This is a genomic window from Pseudaminobacter soli (ex Zhang et al. 2022) (genome assembly GCF_014595955.1).
GTDB lineage: Bacteria > Pseudomonadota > Alphaproteobacteria > Rhizobiales > Rhizobiaceae > Kumtagia > Kumtagia pseudosoli.
Genome location: NZ_JABVCF010000008.1, coordinates 249,767 through 268,956, shown reverse-complemented (window position 1 = coordinate 268,956; position 19,190 = coordinate 249,767). Strand labels below are relative to the sequence as shown.

Sequence of the window (19,190 nt, the reverse complement as noted above, 5' to 3'; positions counted from 1 at the left end):
GATGGCGGAGAACAAGCAAGTGGGCCGCGGTGCAGCCATCGACATCCGCTCGGTGAGCAAGGTCTACGGAAACTTCACCGCGCTGGACAACGTATCGCTCGGCATCCGTCCCGGCGAGTTCATGACGCTGCTCGGGCCAAGCGGCTCGGGCAAGACGACGACGCTGAACGTGGTTGCCGGATTCACCGAGATCACCGGCGGAAATCTCGAAGTCGGCGGGAGCAGCGTGGTGGGTATTCCCGCTCACAAGCGCAATATCGGCGTGGTGTTCCAGCACTACGCGCTCTTCCCGCACATGACGGTCGGCCGCAACGTTGCCTATCCGCTCGCGCTCCGGAAGGTGCCCTCGGCGGAGCGCGAGAAGCGCGTGAAGCAGGCGCTCGAAATGGTGAAGATGTCGGACTTCGCCCATCGCTATCCGAGCGAGCTTTCCGGCGGCCAGCAGCAGCGCGTGGCGCTCGCGCGCGCCATCGTCTTCGATCCGCCGCTGCTCTTGATGGACGAGCCGCTCGGCGCGCTCGACAAGAAGCTCAGGGAATGGCTGCAGCTCGAGATCAAGCGCATCCATCGCGAGCTCGGCACGACCTTCGTCTACGTCACCCACGACCAGGAGGAGGCGCTCGTCCTTTCCGACCGCATCGCGGTGTTCAACCGCGGCCGCATCGAGCAGGTCGGCACTGGCCGCGAGCTCTATGACGAGCCGCAGACGCTGTTCGTGGCGCGCTTCATAGGCGATTCGACCGTGCTGCGCGGGCAGGCGAACAGCGACGGCACGAGCACTGCGATCTCGATCGCCGGCGAGACGGTTACTATGGACAAGCGCCTTCCGGGCAACGGTGCGCCGGTGCTGCTTCTGCGGCCCGAAAAGCTCGCCCTGCGCCGCCGCGGCAACGGCCAAGGCGAGAGTGGTCTCAACCGGCTCAGCGGTACCGTCACTGAGGCGATCTATCTCGGCTCGGGCTCTAAATACGAGGTGCGGCTGAAGGACGGCTCCACCGCCATCGTGCGCTCCCCGCTCGGCGAGCAGAGTTTTGACATCGGCGAGGCGGTGGAAGTCACTTTCGCAGGTGCCGACGCCAAGCTGCTCGCCGACGACAGTACCGCCGATCAAACCCTTACCTAACCGGCCTTGAAGTCCATGCAAGCCAAGATCAACGGCAACATCTCATTCTGGTATGCCGATATCGGCGGCATTCCGACGCCGGGCGGGCCATTGCCCGGCGACATGGAGGCCGACGTGGCGATCGTCGGGGCCGGCTATACCGGGCTCTGGACCGCCTATTACCTGAAACAGGCGGATCCTTCGCTGCGCGTGGTCCTGCTGGAGAAGGAATTCGCCGGCTTCGGTGCGTCTGGCCGCAACGGCGGCTGGCTTTCCGGCGGCTTCTCGTGGTCTCGCGAGAAGTATCTGGCCGCATCGAGTCGCCAGGCGGTCGTGTCCATGCAGAACGCCATGGCCGGCACGGTCGATGAGGTTATCTCGGTCGCGGAGCGGGAGAATATCGACGCCGACATCCTGCGCGTCGACAATCTGACCGTCGCCACCAACGCCGCGCAGTGGGAGCGCGTGAAGGCGATGTATGCCGAAGCCCTGGAATGGGACACGCCGGCCACCAAGGTCGAGTTGCTCGACGCCAAGGCGGCCCGCGCCCGCATCAACATCCACAATATCCAGGGCGCAAAGGTGGTGCATGGCACGGCCCGCGTGCAGCCGGCCAAGCTGGTGCGGGGATTGGCGGAGGCGGTGCGACGCGCGGGCGCCGAGATCTACGAACAGACCACGGTGACCGGCATCGAGAAGGGCAGGGTGACCACCGACCGCGGCACGGTGCGCGCCCCCATCATCATCCGCGCTACGGAAGGCTTTACCGCCGGGTTGCCCGGCCAGAAGCGCAACTGGCTGCCGCTGAACAGTGCCCAGATCGTCACCGAGCCGCTATCCGACGCGCTTTGGGAGGAAATCGGCTGGAAGGGTCACGAGTTGCTCGGTGACGCGGCGCACGCCTATTGCTATGCGCAGCGCACTCGCGAGGGCCGCATCACCATGGGCGGGCGCGGCGTGCCCTACCGCTTCAACTCGAAGACCGACGTGCGGGGGCAGACGCAGCAGGCGACCATCGACCAACTGCACGCCATCCTGCTCAGGCTCCTGCCGCAGACGCGCGATCTCAGGATCGACCATGCCTGGTGCGGCGTGCTCGGCGTGCCGCGCGACTGGTGCACCACGGTCGGCTTCGACCAGAGGAGCGGCATGGGCTGGGCCGGCGGCTATGTCGGCCTCGGCGTATCGACCTCGAACCTTTCCGGCCGCACGCTATGCGACCTCGTGCTCGGCCGCGACACTGAACTCGTACGCCTGCCCTGGGTCAACCGCGCCGTTCGGCAATGGGAGCCCGAGCCGCTGCGCTGGCTCGGCGTGCACAGCATGTACCAGCTCTACAACCTCGCCGATCGGCGCGAGGAGGGCGGACTTCAGCACAGTTCGCGGCTCGCGACGCTGGCCGACAAGCTTACCGGACACTGAAAATTTCATTTTAGCAGGAGCACATACTTTGGTTGATTTGGAGGTCTTCAAGCATCTCGCCGATATCGATCTGGGCGAGGCCGAACCCAAGCCGACTTCGGTGGAAGGCGACCAGCGCGAGGCGGCGAAGGCGCTCTGGACCTCGCCGGATGGGACGGTGGAGGTGGGCGTGTGGGAATGCACGCCCGGCCGCTTCACCGCCGACCGCTCGACCACGTCCGAAATGTGCCACATCATCTCCGGGCATGTGGAAATGCGCACCCAGGACGGCACGGTCAAGGAACTGAAGGCAGGCGATCTCCTCACGCTGCCCCAGGGCTGGCGCGGCGAGTGGGTGCTGAAGGAAAAGACCCGCAAGCTCTATGTGATGCACAAGGGCAGTGTCGCGGCTCGCTGATGTAAGCGAGCCAGGCCTGCCCGCCGGTCTCACTGCCGCGAAATCGGCGCTTCGTGCTCTAACTGCCGGCTTGGTGTTGGGCCGAGGCGCCTCTGCGCAGGCCTTCCACCCATTGCCGGCAGAGGGCGGCGCCTTCTTCCGGCCGGAATGCCTCCGGGTTGAGGCACCATGCCAGCCACAGGCCATCGAGCAGGGCGTTGAAGGCGATCGCGGCCAGTCGCGTGTCCGCGATTACGAAACCTTCGTTGGCTGCAAGATCGATCAGAAGTCGCTCGATGGAGGTCAGGAAGCCTGAGTACTCGCGCTTCTGGGATGAACTCATGCGCGGCGAGTGCAGGATGAGCCCCCAGAACACCACCCAGACGCGTAACACCTCCTGGTCGAAGAAGGATTGGGAAAAGGAGGCCTGGATATAGGCCTCCAGCCGCGCCTGGGGCGTGTTCGGAGCGGCCTCCGTCGCCGCCATGATGGCTTCGAGGAGACCCTCCGACATCACGTCGAAGGCGTAGGCCACCAGTTCGCCGATCTCGCCGAAATGATGCGTGATGAGGCCCTGGGTGACCCCGGCTTCCGCTGCGATCTGTCGTGCGGAAATGCCCGCCGACCCCTTCTTCTGGATACAGCGCAGCGTCGCTTCCGCGAGTTGCCGGGCCCGATCGTCCGGCGCAACGCGGCGGAAATGCGCTCGTGGCTTCTTCTGATTGGTCGAAGGCATTCACCACCTGTGCGCGGTTCCAGTCGCCTTGCAGCTTGATATCCGCTCCTGGTCGAGCAGGGAAGCACGACCGGACCTTGTTATATGATCGTATAATTTCGCTTGCGAGCCCTGTCTTGTGGGCTATAGTTGGACCGGGCTCCGTTAGGGAGGATGGCTACGGCCGAAGCGGAATGATGAGGGACAGCCGTTACGACATCCTTTTCGAACCGGTCAAAATTGGCCCGGTGACGGCCCCCAACCGCTTCTACCAGGTCCCGCATGCCAGCGGCATGACCAACGCGCTGCCGCGCGTGCGCGCCGCCTTCCGCGAGGCCAAGGCCGAAGGCGGCTGGGGCGTCATCTGCACCGGAGCCTGCTCCATCCATCCGACCTCTGACGATGCGCCTTTGCCCTTCGCCAGCCTGTGGGACCTGCGCGACATCAAGGCCCATGCACTGATGACGGAGGCGGTGCACCGGCATGGCGCGCTTGCCGGCGTAGAGCTCTGGCATGGCGGCGCATCCGTCATGAACCGCGTCACCCGTACCCCGCCTCTCTCGCCCTCGGGAATCCCCTGGATGGCGACGCATGTCGGCTTCATGGGCAATCTGAAGCCCCGGACGATGGACAAATCGGACATCAGGGACGTGCTGCGCTGGCAGGCGGAAGCCGCCTTGCGAGCCCGCTCCGCGGGCTTCGACATCGTCTATGTCTACGCCGGCATGGGCTACCTCGGCTACGAGTTCCTGATGCCCGAGTACAACCACCGCACCGACGAGTACGGCGGCTCGATCGAGAACCGCGTCCGTTTCGTCCGCGAGATGATCGAGGTGACCAAGGATGCGGTCGGCCAGCACTGCGGCGTTGCCCTGCGCATCAGCCTGGAGGAACTACGCAGCCGGCCCGGACGCCACCAGCCGTCGGAGGCCCATGAGGTCATCGAGCTTCTCGCTGAGGTCCCCGACCTCTTCGACGTGAAGATGGATTCGAGCCCGACCGATTGCGCGCCGTCCCGCTTCGCGCCGGAGGGCAGCCACGAACCGGTGATCGACTTCGTCAAGCGGATGACCAAGAAACCAGTGGTGGGGGTCGGCCGATTCACCTCGCCCGACAGCATGGTCTCGCAGATCAGGCGCGGCGTTCTCGACCTGATCGGCGGTGCGCGCCCGTCGATTGCCGATCCTTTCCTGCCGGCCAAGATCCGGGAAGGGCGCCTCGACGAAATCCGCGAGTGCATTGGCTGCAACATCTGCATTTCGAGCTGGCACGACGGTGTGCCGGTGCGCTGCACGCAAAACCCGACCGCGGGCGAGGAGTGGCGCCGCGGCTGGCACCCCGAACGCGTCCGGCCAGCCGCCCGGAAGTCGAAGGTGCTGATCGTCGGGGCGGGGCCTGCCGGACTGGAATGCGCCCTGACGCTCGGCCGGCGCGGGCACGAGGTGATGCTCGCCGACGAAGCGGAGGAGCTTGGCGGAAGGCTCAGGTTCGAGACGCGTCTTCCCGGCCTGTCGGCGTGGCGGCGGGTGGTCGAATATCGGCTTGGCCGCCTCAACGAGATGACGAATGTCTCGCTGTTTCCTGCAAGCCGCCTCGGCGTTGATGAGATCATCGACATCGCTCCGGATCATCTGGTGTTGGCGACCGGCGCGCGCTGGACGAAGATGCTCTACTCCCCGCTCGAGATCCCGGTGGGGCAGATCGATGGGCCGGGCGTGTTCACGCCGGACGACATAGCGGACGGGAGGATCCCGGAAGGTCCTGTCGTCCTGTTCGACTTCGACAATTACTACATGGGCGGCGTTCTGGCCGAGCATCTGGCCGGGATGGGGCTCGATGTCCATTATGTGACGCCCGCCGGCCATGCCTCGGCCTGGACCATCATGTCCAACGAGCTGCCGCTGGTGCATCGCGCGCTGACGCGCCGCGGCGTGCCGGTGACCACCCTCCGGACGGTCGCCGGCTTCGACGGCGAGGCAGTCCGGCTTTCCCATCTGTTCACGGGCGAGGTCACGCAGATCGCCGCGCGTTCGCTGGTCATCGTCGGCCTGCGCAGCCCCCGCGACGAACTCTATCGCGAGCTCACGGCGCGGATGGCGGAGCTCAAGGCGGCGGGCGTCAGCAGCATCGAGCGGATCGGCGATGCGCTGGCCCCCGGCGCCATCGTCCATGCCGTCTACAGCGGCCACAAGCTGGCGCAGGAACTTGGGCAGGAGGTGCGGCCGGCGCGGCGCGACACCCCCTTCGGCGAGGAGGAATTTGCGCCGCAGACGGAGGCGGCGGAATGACCTACGCAGGAGGAGCGTGGTGACTCGCGTCGTCGACAGCTTTCCTTTTGAGGTCGACTGCCTCGATCCGGGCTTCATCACCCTCTCGGATGGGATAAGGATCGTTTACACGCTTTGGCGCCCGGTCACCGACCGCAAGGTGCCCGTGGTCGTCGAGATGGTGCCCTACCGCAGGCGCGACGGTACCGTTGCGCGCGACATGGAGATGGCGCCCTGGTACGCCGGCCACGGGATCGCATATGCCCGCATCGACATCCGCGGAAGCGGGGATTCGGAAGGCGATCTCGCCGACGAATATACGCAGCGCGAACAGCAGGACGCCTGCGAGATCATCGCGGCTCTTGCCGCAGAGCCCTGGTGCAACGGCAATGTCGGCATGACCGGCATCTCCTGGGGCGGCTTCAATTCCCTGCAGGTGGCGGTCCGCCGCCCGCCGGCGCTGAAGGCGATCATCACGCTCTGCGCCAGCGATGACCGCTACGCCGACGACATCCACTACATGGGCGGCGCGCTGCTGACCGAGCAAGAGATGTGGTCCAACTTCATGCTGGTGAAGAAGGCCATGCCGCCCGATCCGCAGATCATCGGCGAAGCATGGCGCCGTCTTTGGCAGCAGCGGCTGGAAAGCACCCGGTCGCTTTCGGAGATCTGGCTGCGGCATCAGCGGCGCGACGACTACTGGAAGCAGGGCTCCGTCTGCGAGGATTTTTCCGCGATCCAATGCGCGGTCATGGCCGTCTGCGGCTGGGAAGACTCCTATTCGAACTTCGTGCCGCGCCTGCTCGAGCATCTCCCAGGTCCGAAGCTCGGCATCATGGGGCCATGGTCGCATTCCTACCCCTGCCGCGGAGCCCCCGGTCCGCTGATCGGCTATCTCCAGGAGGCGCTGCGCTGGTGGCGGCATTGGCTGTGCGGCGAAGACACCGGCATCATGGACGAGCCGCTCTACCGGGTCTGGATCACCGGCGAGGAACGCCCAAAGCCCTACTACCTGCCGGGTCACGCAGGCACCTGGGCTGCTGAGGAGCAATGGCCGTCGCCGCGGATCGAGCGCCGGGTCCTTCATCTGCAAGACGGACGGCTGAGCTCTGACCCGGGGATCAGCGGCGCAACCCAGTCGGTGCGCTCACCGGCGAATGCTGGACGCGACTGTGGCCGATGGGGCGGCTACGGCGGAAGCTGCCCCGACATGGCGATCGACCAGCGTCGGGAGGACGGCCTTGCGCTGTGCTTCGACACCGAGCCGCTGGATCAGGACACGACCCTGCTCGGCGCGGTCGAGCTCGATCTTCTCGTCACCGTCGACCAGCCGCACGTCAATCTCGCGGCGCGGCTGTGCGACGTCTATCCCGACGGCACCTCGGCGCTGATGACCTATGGCGTGCTCAACCTCAGCCATAGGGAGAGCCATGACCACCCGGCGCCTTGCCCCGTCGGCGAGCCATTCCGGGTGCGGCTCAAGCTCAACGATTTCGCTCGCCTGGTACCGAAGGGCCATCGCATTCGGTTGGCCATCGCCAACCAGCACTGGCCCATTCTGTGGCCGCAGCCGCACCTCTCCACGCTCAATGTCGTGCTGGGCGAGAGCAGGGCGGTCCTGCCTATCCGCCCAAGCTCTCCGCGCGACAGGGAGGTCAGGTTCGAGGAAGCTCAGATCGCGCCCCCTGTCCCCTCGACCGTCCTCGAGCCCGGCCATGACAGCCGCGTGGTCGTCGACGATGTCGGCAGCGGCAACCAGACCATTACGCTTACCTCGGATCACGGCCGGACCCGCTATGAAGATCGCGGCATCACCGTCTCTTCCTCCAATCGGGACGTGATGAGCATTTGCGCAGACGACCCGCTATCGGCAAAGCTGGTCACGGAGTATCGTTGGGCGGTTGCAAGCGGGGACGCCGACATGGAGGCTTCGGCGCGTACGGAACTCACGGCCGACGAGACGCACTTCAGTCTCAGTTGGCTGCTCGAGGCGCGGGAACGAGGGCGGCTGGTGCACAGCGCCTCGGCGACGCAGCGCATCAGGCGCGATTTCGCCTGAGGGAGCGGCAAGCCAATGCTCACCTACGCCGTGAAACGCATTGGCCTCGGTGTCCTGATCCTGACCTTTGTGATGGTGGCGATGTATGCCGCCGTCTTCCTGATCCCCGGGGACCCTGCCACGGTTGCGCTGGGCCCGCGCGCCACGCCTGAACTGAAGCGCATGCTGATCGAGCGGATGGGCCTCGACCAGCCGGTCTGGCGGCAGATCATCGAGTTCTTCCGCAACGCGCTCACCGGCAATCTCGGCTACGACGTCTGGTCGAACCGCCCGGTTTCCGCGTTGATCATGGAGGCGCTGCCAAAGACGCTGGCGCTCGGCATCGCGGCTCTTGCCACGGCCCTGATCATCGGCGTGCCGATCGGCTGCCTCTCGGTCATCCGCAGGGGCACCGTCGTCGACACCGCGATCGGCATGCTGTCGGTCGGCGTGATCGCGGTGCCGTCCTTCGTCGTGGCGATCTATTCGCTGCTGATCTTCGCCGTCACCTTCCGCTGGCTGCCGGCGATCGGAGCCGGCGAGGCGGGCGACATCGGCAGCCAGGTCCGGGCGCTGATCCTGCCCGTAATGGCGATCGCGCTCGGCTGGATCGGCTACATCGCCCGGATGGTCCGGGCCTCGATGATGGAGGTGATGGGCGAGCCGCATATCCGCACGGCGCGATCCTTCGGGCTGCCGGAGTGGAAGATCGTCGGCAAATACGCACTGCGCATCGCCATCATCCCGACCATCTCCCTGGTCGCGGTCGGATTGGGGGGCATCCTTTCGAGCGCGGTCTTCGTCGAGGCCGTCTTCGCTCGCCCGGGCATAGGAAAACTCATCACCGACGCGGTGAACACGCGCAACTATCCGGTGGTGATGGGCACCGTGCTCGTCATGACAGCCATCTACGTGACCATCACAATCGCCGCGGATCTGCTGATCGCGCGGCTCGACCCGCGGGTGCGCGATGTCTTTCGTGGCTGAGGCGGTCCAGACGCGTCGCGGGTGGGGACATTTCCCGCTTCTGCGGGCGCTGGCCTCCAATCCGGTCACGCTCGCGGCGCTGGTAATCGTCATCGTGTTCCTGATGATGGCCGCCTTCGCGCCGTGGCTTGCCCCCTATCCGCCCACGAAGATCGACGTGCTCCACAAGCTTCAGCCGCCCTCGGCGGAGCACTGGTTCGGAACCGACCATCTCGGCCGCGATCTTCTGTCCCGCATCATTCATGGCGCGCGCACCGCTCTGACGATCGCCATCGGCTCGGTGGCCGTAGCAGGCAGCGTCGGTCTCCTGCTCGGTCTTATCGCCGGCTATGGCCCGCGCTGGCTGGACGGCGTGCTCGTGCTAGTGTTCGACAGCCTCAACTCGCTGCCGATGATCATGTTCGCCCTGGCGATCATCACGGTTCTGGGTACGGGCACCGGTACACTCATCTTCGTCATCGCGGCGACTTCGTTCCCGAGTTACGCGCGGCTGATCCGCGCGCAGACGCTCGCCTTGAAGAACAGCGACTACATCCTCGCCGAGCGGCTGATGGATGCCCATCCGCTCCGTATTCTGCTCGTCCATCTCCTGCCGAACGTGGTCGGGCCGCTCATCATTCTTCTGTCAATGGACATTCCCGTGGTCATCATGGTGGAGGCGGGCCTGTCTTTCCTGGGACTCGGCGTGCGGCCGCCCACACCGTCCTGGGGCTCCATCCTCTATGATGGCTACACCAGCATCCGCTCCGCGCCCTTCGTCGTGATCTTCGGCGGCTTGCCGCTGGTGCTCGCAACCCTGGGATTCACCTTCCTCGGCGAGGGCCTGCGCGACAGCCTCGATCCGCGCCTGAAGCTGAGGCGGCCCGCATGAGCGCAAGCCTCGCGGTCCGGGACCTCAGCGTCCGCTATCAGACCCCGCGCGGCGAGGTCCACGCACTGCGCCATGTCGATCTCGATGCCGAACCCGGGCAGGTGATCGGCATCGTCGGCGAGAGCGGCTGCGGAAAATCCACCTTCGTGTCGGCTTTGGCCAATCTGCTGCCGCCCAACGCCATGGTTGAGGGTGCGATCGGTTACGGCGGGACTGATCTCGTCGGGCTCGATCCCTGTCGCAGGCGCATGCTTCAGGGAAACGAAATCGCGCTCGTCTCCCAGGACCCGATGACCGCCTTCAACCCGGTGCTGACCGTCGGTGATCAACTCGTCGACTTCCAGCACCATCGGTCGGACCTCGGGCGTGCCGAGAAGCGCAGGCGGATCGCCGCGATGCTGGAGCGCGTCGGCATCTCCGATCCGGAGCGGCGGATGAACAGCTACCCGCACGAACTCTCGGGCGGGATGCGGCAGCGGGTGGCGATCGCAGCGGCGCTGCTGACCGATCCCGGACTGCTGATTGCCGACGAGCCGACCACGGCGCTCGACGTCACGATGGAGGCGCAGATCGTCCATCTGCTGGCGGAGCTGCGGCGCGAATACAACGGCATCATCGTGCTGGTCTCGCACCATCTCGGCGTCATCGCCGAGCTGTGCGACCGCGTCTACGTGATGTATGGCGGCGAGGTGCTGGAGGCGGGCGACGTCGAGGAGATCTTTGACCGCCCCCGCCATCCCTATACGCGCGCGCTGCTCGCCTGCGACCCAGCCCGTTTCGACGAGAGGCTTGAGCGGCTGCCGACGATCCCGGGAGCTCCGCCGAACCTCATCGATCCGCCGCCGGGTTGCTCCTTTGCCGCCCGCTGCTCGCGGGTGTTCGCGCCCTGCCACACGACGCACCCTGCGGCCAAGGTGCTGCCGACCGGGCACGTCGCCCGGTGCCATGCGGTGGTCCTATGAGCGCGCTGCTGGCGACGGAAGACCTCGACGTCAGCCTGCTCAGGCCAAATTTCGTTTCGCGTCTGCTCAATCCGTGGCCTCGAAAACTCTTCAACATCCTCGAAGGCGTGACGCTCTTCGTCTTGCCCGGGGAAACGCTGGGCTTGGTCGGCGAGTCCGGCTCCGGCAAGACGACCTTGGCGCGTACCATGCTCGGGCTCACGCGCCACTCCGCCGGCCGCATCACCTTCGAGGGGAGGGAGGTCAGGACGCCTGCCGATTTCCGCGCCCTGCGCCGGCAGTCCGCGATGATGTTCCAGGATCCGACTGGTTCGCTCAGCCCGCGCCTGAGAGTGGGCACGCTTCTGGCCGAGCCTTTCACGATACGGCGGATGGCCGTCGGGGATCGCAGCGCTTTGGTCAGAAGCATGCTCGCCCAGGTCGGACTGCCGGAATCCGTGGCGCAGCTCTATCCGCATGAGCTTTCGGGCGGCCAGGCGCGCCGGGTCGGCGTCGCGCGGGCGCTGGCGCTGAGGCCGCGCCTGCTGCTCGCGGACGAACCCACGGCAGGCCTCGACGTGTCGGTGCAGGGCGAGGTGCTCAACCTGATCGCGGACCTGCGCCGCGAGCACGGATTCGCCGCGATCATCATCACGCACAATCTCTCGATGATCCGACACGTCAGCGACCGCCTCGCCATCATGTATCTCGGGCGGCTGGTGGAGACCGGGCCGACCGCCGAGGTCTTCAAGCGGCCGCTGCACCCCTATACGGCGACATTGATCCGCTCGGAGCCGGTGCCCGATCCCCGCCGAAAGCGCACCGAACTCGCCATCAGGGGTGAGATACCGAGCATTTTCAGCCGGCCGGCGGGCTGCGAATTCCACGCGCGCTGCCCGTTCGCGCAGCCGCGATGCCGCGCGGAAGCGCCGGCTTACCAAGCGGTGGCGCCGGGCCGGAATGTCCGCTGCCATTACCCGATGGAGATCGAACAACAAGAGCGGGATGCCGCCATTCCGGCTCCCATAAACAGAAGGGGAAGCAGCAATGAAGTGGAACACCGACAGGCGTAGTTTCTTGAAGCTGGCCGGCGCGTTTGCCGCGGCTGCCGCGGTTCGACCCGGCTTTGCCTGGGCGGCCGTAGGGGACACCCTGCGCATCCGCATGGAAGGCGATCTGCAGACGCTCGATCCTGCCTTCATGATCGGCGGCACCGAGGACGTGATGATGCGCTGCCTCTACGTCTCGCTGAACCGCCTTGGCGATCTGCGCGACGGCGCCCCCTGGATGCCGTGGGGTGCGAAGACGCTGGAGCAGCGTGACGACAAATCCATCGCATTCACCCTGATCGACGGGCTGAAGTGGTCCAATGGCCTCGGTCCGGTGACCGCCGGGGACGTGAAGTTCAGTTACGAGCGCATCGCCGATCCGGCCGTCGCGTCACCGTGGGCCTACCAGTTCGAGCAGCTCGACCATGTCGAAGTGGTGGATCAGCAGAGCGGCATCATCCACCTGAAGAGCCCCTATGCGCCGATCTATGTGGTAAGCCTGCCCTACTATGGCGGACACATCATCTCGAAGGCGGGTACCGAGAAGGCAGGGGGCAAGTTCACCACCGAGCCGCCGGCGACCTGCGGCCCGTACATCTTCTCCGACTGGCAGCAGAAGCAGAAGCTGACACTGACGCCCAATCCTGATTGGCCGGGACCGAAGCCGGACTTCCAGAAGGTCGAAATCTACATCGTCAGCGACGATCAGGCGGCGCAGCTTGCCTATGAGGCGGACAGCTTCGATTACACCAAGGTCGCGATCGCGGCGGCAAAGGACGTGAAGGCAAACCCGCCCGCCGATACGACGGTGATCGAGGCCCAGTCGACGCGTTATCAGTGGCTCACCATCAACATGCTGAGCCCGCGGCTGCAGGATCCGCGCGTCCGGCAGGCGGTCCAGTACGCCGTCGACGTCAGCCAGATCCTCACGGGCGTCTACAACGATCTGACAGCGCGCTCGACTGGCGTGGTCCAGCCCGGCACGAAGTATGCGCGCAAGAGCAACACCATCGCCGCCCCGGACTACGAGAAGGCGATGGCGCTGCTTTCCGAGGCAGGTGCGAGCGATCTCACGCTCACGCTGACGGTGATGAACGACTCGGTGCGCATGGCGGTGGCCCAGATCATCCAGGCGAGCCTGGAGCAGGCGGGGATCAAGGTCGAGATCCAGCCCTATGACGAAGCCGCCTATTGGGGCCTCGGCGACAAGACGCAAGGCGACACCTACAAGAACCTCGACCTGGTGCTGATGGATTTTGCCGGCGGCGTCGACCCCTCCGAAAACCTCGTCTGGTCCCGCCCCGAGCAGATCGGCGCCTACAACTGGTCCGGATTCGATAGCCCCGAATTCGAGGAGAAGTACCAGCAGTTGGTTGCGGAGACCGACGAGGAAAAGCGCGTGGCGCTCGCCAACAGGATGGAGGACCTGATGGAGGAGTCGGGCGGCTTCGTCTTCATCTGCCACGAGCCCCTCGTGGTCGTCCATCGGACCGGCATGCAGCCGCTGATCTATCCAGACGGCCATCCCAATCCAGTCTTTTTCAAGAAGAGCGCATAGCGTCAAAGCATGATCCCGAAAAGTTGCAGACTTTTCGGACGAGATCATGCGGCAAAACAAAAACTTAGAGCGAGATGACGTCTCGAAGAGAAGTCGTCTCGCTCAAAGACCCGAAGAGGCGAGGGGCGAGGCGGCCCCTCGCGGCGAAAGCCGGTAGACATGGAGACAGTTTTGGAGAGAACGCCTGGCCGCCGGCGGGCAAGCCGCCCGCAGCGCGAAACGGGAGCCATTCGCCAGCAGCCTTGGAAGCAACTGGTTCTGCCCTATGCACCGATCGAGGTCCTGTCGAAGGATGAGGTGGAGGCGATCCACGATGCCGCTCTCATCATCCTCGAAGAGGTCGGGATGCGGGTCCTCAAGCCGGAGGCACGCGCGCTCTACCGCTCCGCGGGAGCCGATGTAGACGAAAGCACGCATCGCGTCCGGATGGATCGGGCGCTCATCGCCGAGCGGCTGAAGACGGTGCCCGCGACGTTCGAGCTTCGCGCGCGAAATCCTCAGCGCAACCTGAAAGTCGGCGGGCGCCACTGCATCCTCTCTTCTGTCGGTGGCCCGGCCTATGTGATGGACAATGATCGCGGGCGGCGAAGCGGCACTTATGCCGAAATGTGCGATTACCTGAAGCTGATCCAGAGCTTCGATATCCTGCACCAGGAAGGCGGCGGCCCCTTCGAGGCGATGGACCTAAACCCGAACACGCGCCACCTCGATCTCTACTACGCGGAGATCACGCTGCTGGATAAGAACTGGCAGCCGCAGACACTCGGAACGGGCCGGACGATCGACGCCCTGGAGATGGTCGCCATCTCGCTGGGCACAACCCGGGAGGAGTTGGCAACCGAGATGCCCGTGTTCACCGGCATCATCAACACCAACTCGCCCCTGCAGTTGGACGAACCGATGGCCGAGGGGCTCATCGCCCTGGCCGAGCATGGGCAGGTCAACGTGATCACGCCCTTCACGCTTGCCGGGGCGATGAGCCCGGTCACCCTGCCGGGTGCGCTTGCGCAGCAGCATGCGGAGGCTCTTGCCGGCATCGTGCTGACCCAGATCGTACGGCCGGGTGTGCCGGTGATGTATGGCGGCTTCACCTCGAACGTGGACATGAGGAGCGGCGCGCCCGCCTTCGGGACGCCCGAATACACCATGGCCGCACAGATCACCGGGCAATTGTGCCGGCTGATCGGCGTACCGTTCCGCTCAAGCAACGTCACGGCCGCGAATGCGGTCGACGCTCAATCGGCCTATGAGAGCGCCATGTCGCTGTGGGGCTGCCTGATGGGCGGGGCGAACCTCGTGCTCCACGCCGCGGGCTGGCTCGGGGGCGGACTGACCGCGTCCTTCGAGAAGCTCGTCATCGACTGCGAGATGCTGCAGATGATGGCGGCTTATTTCGAGCCGCCGCAGGTGAATGCAGAAACGCTGGCGCTTGACGCGATCCGGGAGGTCGGGCCGGCCGGCCACTTCTTTGGCGCTGCACATACGATGCAGCGTTACGAACGCGCCTTCTACTCGCCGCTGGTTTCGAACTGGGACAATTATGATACCTGGGTCGAGCGGGGGCAGGTCACGGCGCGCGAACGCGCGAATACCATTTGGAAGAAGGTCCTGGCCAACTACGAGCAGCCCCCGCTCGATCCGGGGATCGACGTAGCGCTGCGGGACTATATGGAGCGCCGCAAGCGCGAGGGCGGCTCGCCGCTGAACTGAAGCGATCCCTAGTCCAAAGGCGCCATCCATGACAGCAAGGCTGCCATGGGTTGGGTCGAGGTCGCGTCTACGCGATGCGAAAACCCTTCTCGTCCATCAGCACGCAGGCGGCCGGGTCGAAGCCGACATCGATGGCTTCGCCTTCGCGCGCGAGCCTGCCGTCGATCTGGGTGTTGGCGCGGATGATGGTGCCCTCGCCAATCCCGATCTCGTAGATGGCGCTGCCGCCGAGATAGGAGGTCGAGACCACTTTTCCGGCGAGCCGGTTGCCCGTGGCGGAGGTGCCGACCGACAGCTTCTGCGGGCGGACCACGACGGTGACGCGGGCGCCGGAGGCCAGGACCTTGGGCGAAAGCGCCGTGACCTGCTGGCCGGCCGAAAGCGCGATCGTCGCCTTCTGCCCATCCACCGACGCCACCACGCCCGGCAGCATATTCGCCTTGCCCAGGAAATCGGCGACGAAAGCGGTTGCCGGAGCCTCGTAGACCTCCTCGGGCGAGCCGATCTGCTCGATGCGTCCCGCATTCATGACGACGATCCGGTCGGACATGGACAGCGCCTCTTCCTGATCGTGGGTCACGAAGATGGCGGTGATGCCGGTCTCCTTCTGGATCTTCTTGATCTCGACGCGCATCTCCTCGCGCATGTTGGCGTCGAGCGCCGAGAGCGGCTCGTCAAGAAGCAGCACTTCCGGCTCGAACACGATGGCGCGCGCCAGCGCGATGCGCTGCTGCTGCCCGCCCGAGAGTTGCGAGGGCAGCTTCTTCTCGCTGCCCGGCAGGCGCACCATCTCAAGCGCCTTGCCGACCCTGCGGGCAATCTCCGGCTTCGGCACGTTGCGGTATTTCAGCCCGAAGGCGACGTTGTCGAAGACGGACTTGTGCGGGAACAGCGCGTAGCTCTGGAAGACCAGGCCGATGTTGCGCTTGTAGATCGGGATGTCGTCGACCCGCCGTCCGCCGATCGAGATCTGGCCTGTCGAGATGTCGACCAGGCCGGCGATCGAACGCAGGATGGTGGTCTTGCCGCAGCCGGAAGGCCCGAGCAGGGTTACAAAACTGCCCTTGCGGATGGCGAGCGAGAAATCGCGCACCGCGACGAACTTGCCATAGTGGATGTCGATATCGCGGAACTCGACCGCCGGCTTCTCCAATTGCCCATCGGCGCGAGCGGCATGCTCGCCCGCGCCGGCCGGCAGGGCTCCGGCCGAAGCCGGCCGGGGTGTCGAGTGAATGCTGTCATGCACCTTTCGAGATCCTGTCCCACTGCTTGTTCCAGGCGTCCTCGTTGTTCGCCCAGTAGACGGGATCGGCGAAGGTCAGCGACTTCATCGAGCCGGTCGGATCGAAGGCGGGGAGCGCCTTGATCTTCTCGGTGAGCTCGACCTTGGTCGGATCCAGCGACGGCGGATAGTTCTGGCCCTCGGCGACGGCGATCGAGGTGGCGGGCTCGAGCATGAAGTTGATTAGCTCTTCGCATTCGGCCATCGGCGAGCCCTTGAGGACGAGCATATCCTCCATCCAGGCATAGGAGCCCGCCGGATCGAGATAGCCGATCGGATGGCCCTGCTGCTGCAGCGCGGCGATGCGGCCCGACCAGGCATCGGTCACGACGACCTCGCCCTTGGACAGCAGGTCCATCAACTCGGCGCCGGAGCTCCAGAACTTCTTGGCGAGGTCCCGGTTCTCACGCACCTTCGCCCAGACGGCATCCATGTCCTGGATGTTGTTCGGGTCCTGGCCGCTCTGGAGGGCGGCATACCAGACGCGCGTGGTCATATCGGCGTAGCCGCCCACCTTGCCCGCATACTTCGGGTCGAACAGGAGGCCGACGCCCTTCTCCTTCGCCTCTTCCGGCGAGATCACGGTGGTGTTGTAGGCAAGGCCGGTGGTGCCGTAGTCGTAGGGCACGGCCGAGATCTTCGGCGTGATCTTGCGGAACGGCTCGATCATCGGTTGCAGCACATTCGCCATATTGGGAATGTTGGCCTCGTTGATCTCCGCATTCACGCCGGCGTTGACGTACTTGATGTAGTAGTTCACGCCCGAGGAGTGGACGATCTGGAAGTCGCCGGGCTTCGAGGTCTTGACCTTGGTGATGACCTCGTTCTCGTCGCCGAACGTGCCCTGCACGACCTTGATGCCCGTCTTGGCGGTGTAAGGCTGGAAGGCATACTTGTCGATCGCCTCCTGCACCACGCCGCCCCAGCCGTCGAAGCGCACTTCCGTGGCGGCGGCGAGCGCGCGGCCCATCCAGGGCATCGACAGCCCTGCCGAGGCGGCCGCCGCGGCCGTCAGCCCAAGGAAGGTGCGGCGGCTAAGATCGCCGTTTCCGTAGCGCTCGTTCAGTCTCTCAAGTCTCTTCGTCGTCGAAATTTTCATGCTAGTTCCCCTTTTGCTTCGACACGTTTTCTCAACAGGCTGAGACCTTGCAGGACAAGCCCGCCGACGAGCGGAATGCCGACGGTCACGAGGATCATGACGGTGCCGAGGGCATTGATCTCCGGGCTTATCGAAATCTTGAGCATTGAAAGGATCTGGGTCGGCATCGTCTCGACGCCGGCCGGACGCCAGAACAGGCTGGCCGAGGTGTTGTCGAAGGAGATGGTGAAGGCAAGAAGCGCGCCTGCGACAACCGCCGGGATGAGCAGCGGCAGCGTGATCTCGCCGAAGGACGACAGGCGCGATGCGCCGAGCGAGAGCGCCGCTTCCTCATAGGTCCGCCTGATGCCGACCATGCGCGCCTGTACGATGAGCACCACATAGGGCACTGCCAGAAGGATGTGGCCCAGCAACAGCAGCCCCAGGCTGCGCGGCTGGTCGACTGCCTTGATCAGGACCAGCAGCCCGACGCCGAGGATTGTCTCCGGCACCAGTGCGGGCAGGATAACCAGCGTCCCGAGGGTCGCCTTGCCGCGGAAGTCGAAGCGCACCAGCGCAAACGCCGTGATGATGCCGAGCAGCGTCGTAACGGCGGCGGTGACGAGCGCGATCCACATCGAGGTCTTGAAGGCGGCGAGAACCTGCTCGTTGGCCAGGAGCTTTGCGTACCATTGTAGGCTGAAGCCGGTGAGCGGAAAGCCCCCGAACATCGAGGCGTTGAAGGAGAGCACCACCGTGGCGATGATCGGCGCGAACATGAAGATGTAGACGAGCAGCGTGATGAAGCCGGTCAGGCGCCAGGCCCAGCGGCCTTCCTTGTCGTGATGCTGAGCCGGGGTCATCCGCCGAGCCCCTTCACGATCTGGGACATGCCCATGTAGCGGGTGTAGGCGGCCGCAAAGCAGCCGAGCACTATGAAGAGCACGATCGAGAGCGTGGCGCCCATGGGCCAGTTAAGCTGCCCCATGATCGTGTCGTAGATCAGATTGCCGAACAGCGCGTCGCGTCCTGAGCCGAGCAGTTGTGGCGTCACATAGCTGCCGGCGGCGAGCACGAAGCAGAGCAGCAGGCCCGCTCCGAGTCCGGGCAGAGAGAGCGGCAAGGTGACCTCGCGAAACGCCTGCGCGCTCGTGCAACCCATGGACCGAGCGGCCGAGATCAGCGTCCGGTCGATGCTCTCCAGGCTCACATAGACGTTTAGGATCATGTAGGGCAGCAGGAAGTGCAGCAGCCCCATGACCACTGCGCCCTCCGTATAGAGCATCTGCAGCGGCTGATCGATCAGCCCCAGCCTGAGCAGCGTGACATTGATCAGCCCCTGCTCGCCGAGGATATGGATCCACGAGAAGGTACGGATGGTGAAGCTGATCCAGAACGGCACGATCAGCAGCAAGAGTAGCAGCCACTTGTGCCGGAAGGTCGTCGCCCAGATGAAATAGGCGGGGAAGTAGCCAAGGACCCCGCAGATGATCGCGGTCATGGCGCCGACCCGGACGGTCTTCAGCAGGAAACCGTGATAGTAGCTGTCGGTCAGGAATTCCTTCCAGTTTGCCAGCGTCAGCGCGCTCGTCTCCACGCCTGCCGTGACGAAGGTGAAGAAGGTGTAGACGGCCATCACGGCGATCGGCAGCAGCAGGAATAAAACCAGTAGCAATAGGACCGGGGCGACCAGCATCCATGCCAGCCGCGCGTCATACAGTTGCCACCTATTGGTCATGCCCACCCGATTCACGCTGCACCGTGTTTGCGGCGCCTTTTCTTGTTTGCGGGGTG

Annotated in this window: 16 protein-coding genes; 11 read left to right on the top strand and 5 right to left on the bottom strand. The window is 65.1% G+C overall.

The features are described 5' to 3' along the window. Position 1 precedes the first annotated feature (1 nt). From HUI96_RS16680 to HUI96_RS16670, 3 genes are read left to right on the top strand one after another with little or no spacing between them, the layout of a single operon-like run. On the top strand, positions 2–1,123 hold the full coding sequence (locus HUI96_RS16680) for an ABC transporter ATP-binding protein (protein WP_188255798.1): 1,122 nt from the start codon (positions 2–4) through the stop codon (positions 1,121–1,123). A gap of 15 nt (positions 1,124–1,138) precedes the next feature. Then, positions 1,139–2,524 carry an NAD(P)/FAD-dependent oxidoreductase gene (locus HUI96_RS16675; protein WP_188255797.1) on the top strand — a complete coding sequence of 462 codons (1,386 nt, stop codon included), beginning with the start codon at positions 1,139–1,141 and terminating at the stop codon, positions 2,522–2,524. 28 nt (positions 2,525–2,552) lie between these two features. Further along, complete coding sequence (locus tag HUI96_RS16670) at positions 2,553–2,921, top strand: cupin domain-containing protein (protein ID WP_188255796.1); 369 nt, start codon at positions 2,553–2,555, stop codon at positions 2,919–2,921. Positions 2,922–2,979: 58 nt separating this feature from the next. Here HUI96_RS16670 and HUI96_RS16665 read toward each other — a convergent pair whose 3' ends face one another. Next, a complete protein-coding gene (locus tag HUI96_RS16665) occupies positions 2,980–3,636 on the bottom strand; it encodes a TetR/AcrR family transcriptional regulator (protein ID WP_188255795.1) in 657 nt (218 codons plus the stop codon). A gap of 173 nt (positions 3,637–3,809) precedes the next feature. On the opposite strand from HUI96_RS16665, the gene HUI96_RS16660 reads away from it, so the two are divergent. The 8 genes from HUI96_RS16660 to HUI96_RS16625 all read left to right on the top strand — a co-directional run bounded on the left by HUI96_RS16660 (position 3,810) and on the right by HUI96_RS16625 (position 15,036). After that, positions 3,810–5,903: an FAD-dependent oxidoreductase gene (locus tag HUI96_RS16660; RefSeq protein WP_188255794.1), complete on the top strand. Its 2,094-nt coding sequence runs from the start codon at positions 3,810–3,812 to the stop codon at positions 5,901–5,903. Between the two features lie 19 nt (positions 5,904–5,922). After that, the gene (locus HUI96_RS16655; protein WP_337918413.1) at positions 5,923–7,941 is read left to right on the top strand and encodes a CocE/NonD family hydrolase; all 2,019 of its coding nucleotides are present in this window, start codon (positions 5,923–5,925) and stop codon (positions 7,939–7,941) included. 15 nt (positions 7,942–7,956) lie between these two features. Next, positions 7,957–8,907 carry an ABC transporter permease gene (locus tag HUI96_RS16650; protein WP_188255792.1) on the top strand — a complete coding sequence of 317 codons (951 nt, stop codon included), beginning with the start codon at positions 7,957–7,959 and terminating at the stop codon, positions 8,905–8,907. Beyond that, positions 8,900–9,778, top strand: coding sequence for an ABC transporter permease (locus HUI96_RS16645; RefSeq protein ID WP_337918412.1), 879 nt, complete (start codon positions 8,900–8,902; stop codon positions 9,776–9,778). The genes HUI96_RS16650 and HUI96_RS16645 overlap by 8 nt, the downstream gene beginning before the upstream one ends. Further along, a complete protein-coding gene (locus tag HUI96_RS16640) occupies positions 9,775–10,740 on the top strand; it encodes an ABC transporter ATP-binding protein (protein WP_188255790.1) in 966 nt (321 codons plus the stop codon). The genes HUI96_RS16645 and HUI96_RS16640 overlap by 4 nt, the downstream gene beginning before the upstream one ends. After that, the gene (locus HUI96_RS16635; protein WP_188255789.1) at positions 10,737–11,792 is read left to right on the top strand and encodes an oligopeptide/dipeptide ABC transporter ATP-binding protein; all 1,056 of its coding nucleotides are present in this window, start codon (positions 10,737–10,739) and stop codon (positions 11,790–11,792) included. The genes HUI96_RS16640 and HUI96_RS16635 overlap by 4 nt, the downstream gene beginning before the upstream one ends. Next, on the top strand, positions 11,767–13,326 hold the full coding sequence (locus tag HUI96_RS16630) for an ABC transporter substrate-binding protein (protein WP_188255788.1): 1,560 nt from the start codon (positions 11,767–11,769) through the stop codon (positions 13,324–13,326). The genes HUI96_RS16635 and HUI96_RS16630 overlap by 26 nt, the downstream gene beginning before the upstream one ends. 171 nt (positions 13,327–13,497) lie before the next feature. After that, positions 13,498–15,036, top strand: a complete 1,539-nt coding sequence (locus HUI96_RS16625) for a trimethylamine methyltransferase family protein (RefSeq protein WP_188255787.1) — start codon at positions 13,498–13,500, stop codon at positions 15,034–15,036. 67 nt (positions 15,037–15,103) lie between these two features. Here HUI96_RS16625 and HUI96_RS16620 read toward each other — a convergent pair whose 3' ends face one another. Genes HUI96_RS16620 through HUI96_RS16605 form a run of 4 tightly spaced genes read right to left on the bottom strand, consistent with a single transcriptional unit; the run spans position 15,104 to position 19,134 of the window. Next, a complete protein-coding gene (locus HUI96_RS16620) occupies positions 15,104–16,282 on the bottom strand; it encodes an ATP-binding cassette domain-containing protein (RefSeq protein WP_188255786.1) in 1,179 nt (392 codons plus the stop codon). Further along, positions 16,275–17,417, bottom strand: coding sequence for an extracellular solute-binding protein (locus tag HUI96_RS16615; RefSeq protein WP_188255785.1), 1,143 nt, complete (start codon positions 17,415–17,417; stop codon positions 16,275–16,277). The genes HUI96_RS16620 and HUI96_RS16615 overlap by 8 nt, the downstream gene beginning before the upstream one ends. Then, complete coding sequence (locus tag HUI96_RS16610) at positions 17,414–18,259, bottom strand: ABC transporter permease (RefSeq protein WP_188255784.1); 846 nt, start codon at positions 18,257–18,259, stop codon at positions 17,414–17,416. The genes HUI96_RS16615 and HUI96_RS16610 overlap by 4 nt, the downstream gene beginning before the upstream one ends. Further along, positions 18,256–19,134, bottom strand: a complete 879-nt coding sequence (locus HUI96_RS16605; protein WP_188255783.1) for an ABC transporter permease — start codon at positions 19,132–19,134, stop codon at positions 18,256–18,258. Before HUI96_RS16605 ends, HUI96_RS16610 begins: the two co-directional genes overlap by 4 nt. Positions 19,135–19,190 lie beyond the last annotated feature (56 nt).

Coding starts and splice junctions, on each gene's coding strand:
- HUI96_RS16660 (WP_188255794.1), top strand. CDS start 3,810: ATGATGAGGGACAGCCGTTACGACATCCTTTTCGAACCGGTCAAAATT.
- HUI96_RS16630 (WP_188255788.1), top strand. CDS start 11,767: ATGAAGTGGAACACCGACAGGCGTAGTTTCTTGAAGCTGGCCGGCGCG.
- HUI96_RS16665 (WP_188255795.1), bottom strand. CDS start 3,636: ATGCCTTCGACCAATCAGAAGAAGCCACGAGCGCATTTCCGCCGCGTT.
- HUI96_RS16675 (WP_188255797.1), top strand. CDS start 1,139: ATGCAAGCCAAGATCAACGGCAACATCTCATTCTGGTATGCCGATATC.
- HUI96_RS16615 (WP_188255785.1), bottom strand. CDS start 17,417: ATGAAAATTTCGACGACGAAGAGACTTGAGAGACTGAACGAGCGCTAC.
- HUI96_RS16640 (WP_188255790.1), top strand. CDS start 9,775: ATGAGCGCAAGCCTCGCGGTCCGGGACCTCAGCGTCCGCTATCAGACC.
- HUI96_RS16680 (WP_188255798.1), top strand. CDS start 2: ATGGCGGAGAACAAGCAAGTGGGCCGCGGTGCAGCCATCGACATCCGC.
- HUI96_RS16610 (WP_188255784.1), bottom strand. CDS start 18,259: ATGACCCCGGCTCAGCATCACGACAAGGAAGGCCGCTGGGCCTGGCGC.
- HUI96_RS16650 (WP_188255792.1), top strand. CDS start 7,957: ATGCTCACCTACGCCGTGAAACGCATTGGCCTCGGTGTCCTGATCCTG.
- HUI96_RS16635 (WP_188255789.1), top strand. CDS start 10,737: ATGAGCGCGCTGCTGGCGACGGAAGACCTCGACGTCAGCCTGCTCAGG.
- HUI96_RS16605 (WP_188255783.1), bottom strand. CDS start 19,134: ATGACCAATAGGTGGCAACTGTATGACGCGCGGCTGGCATGGATGCTG.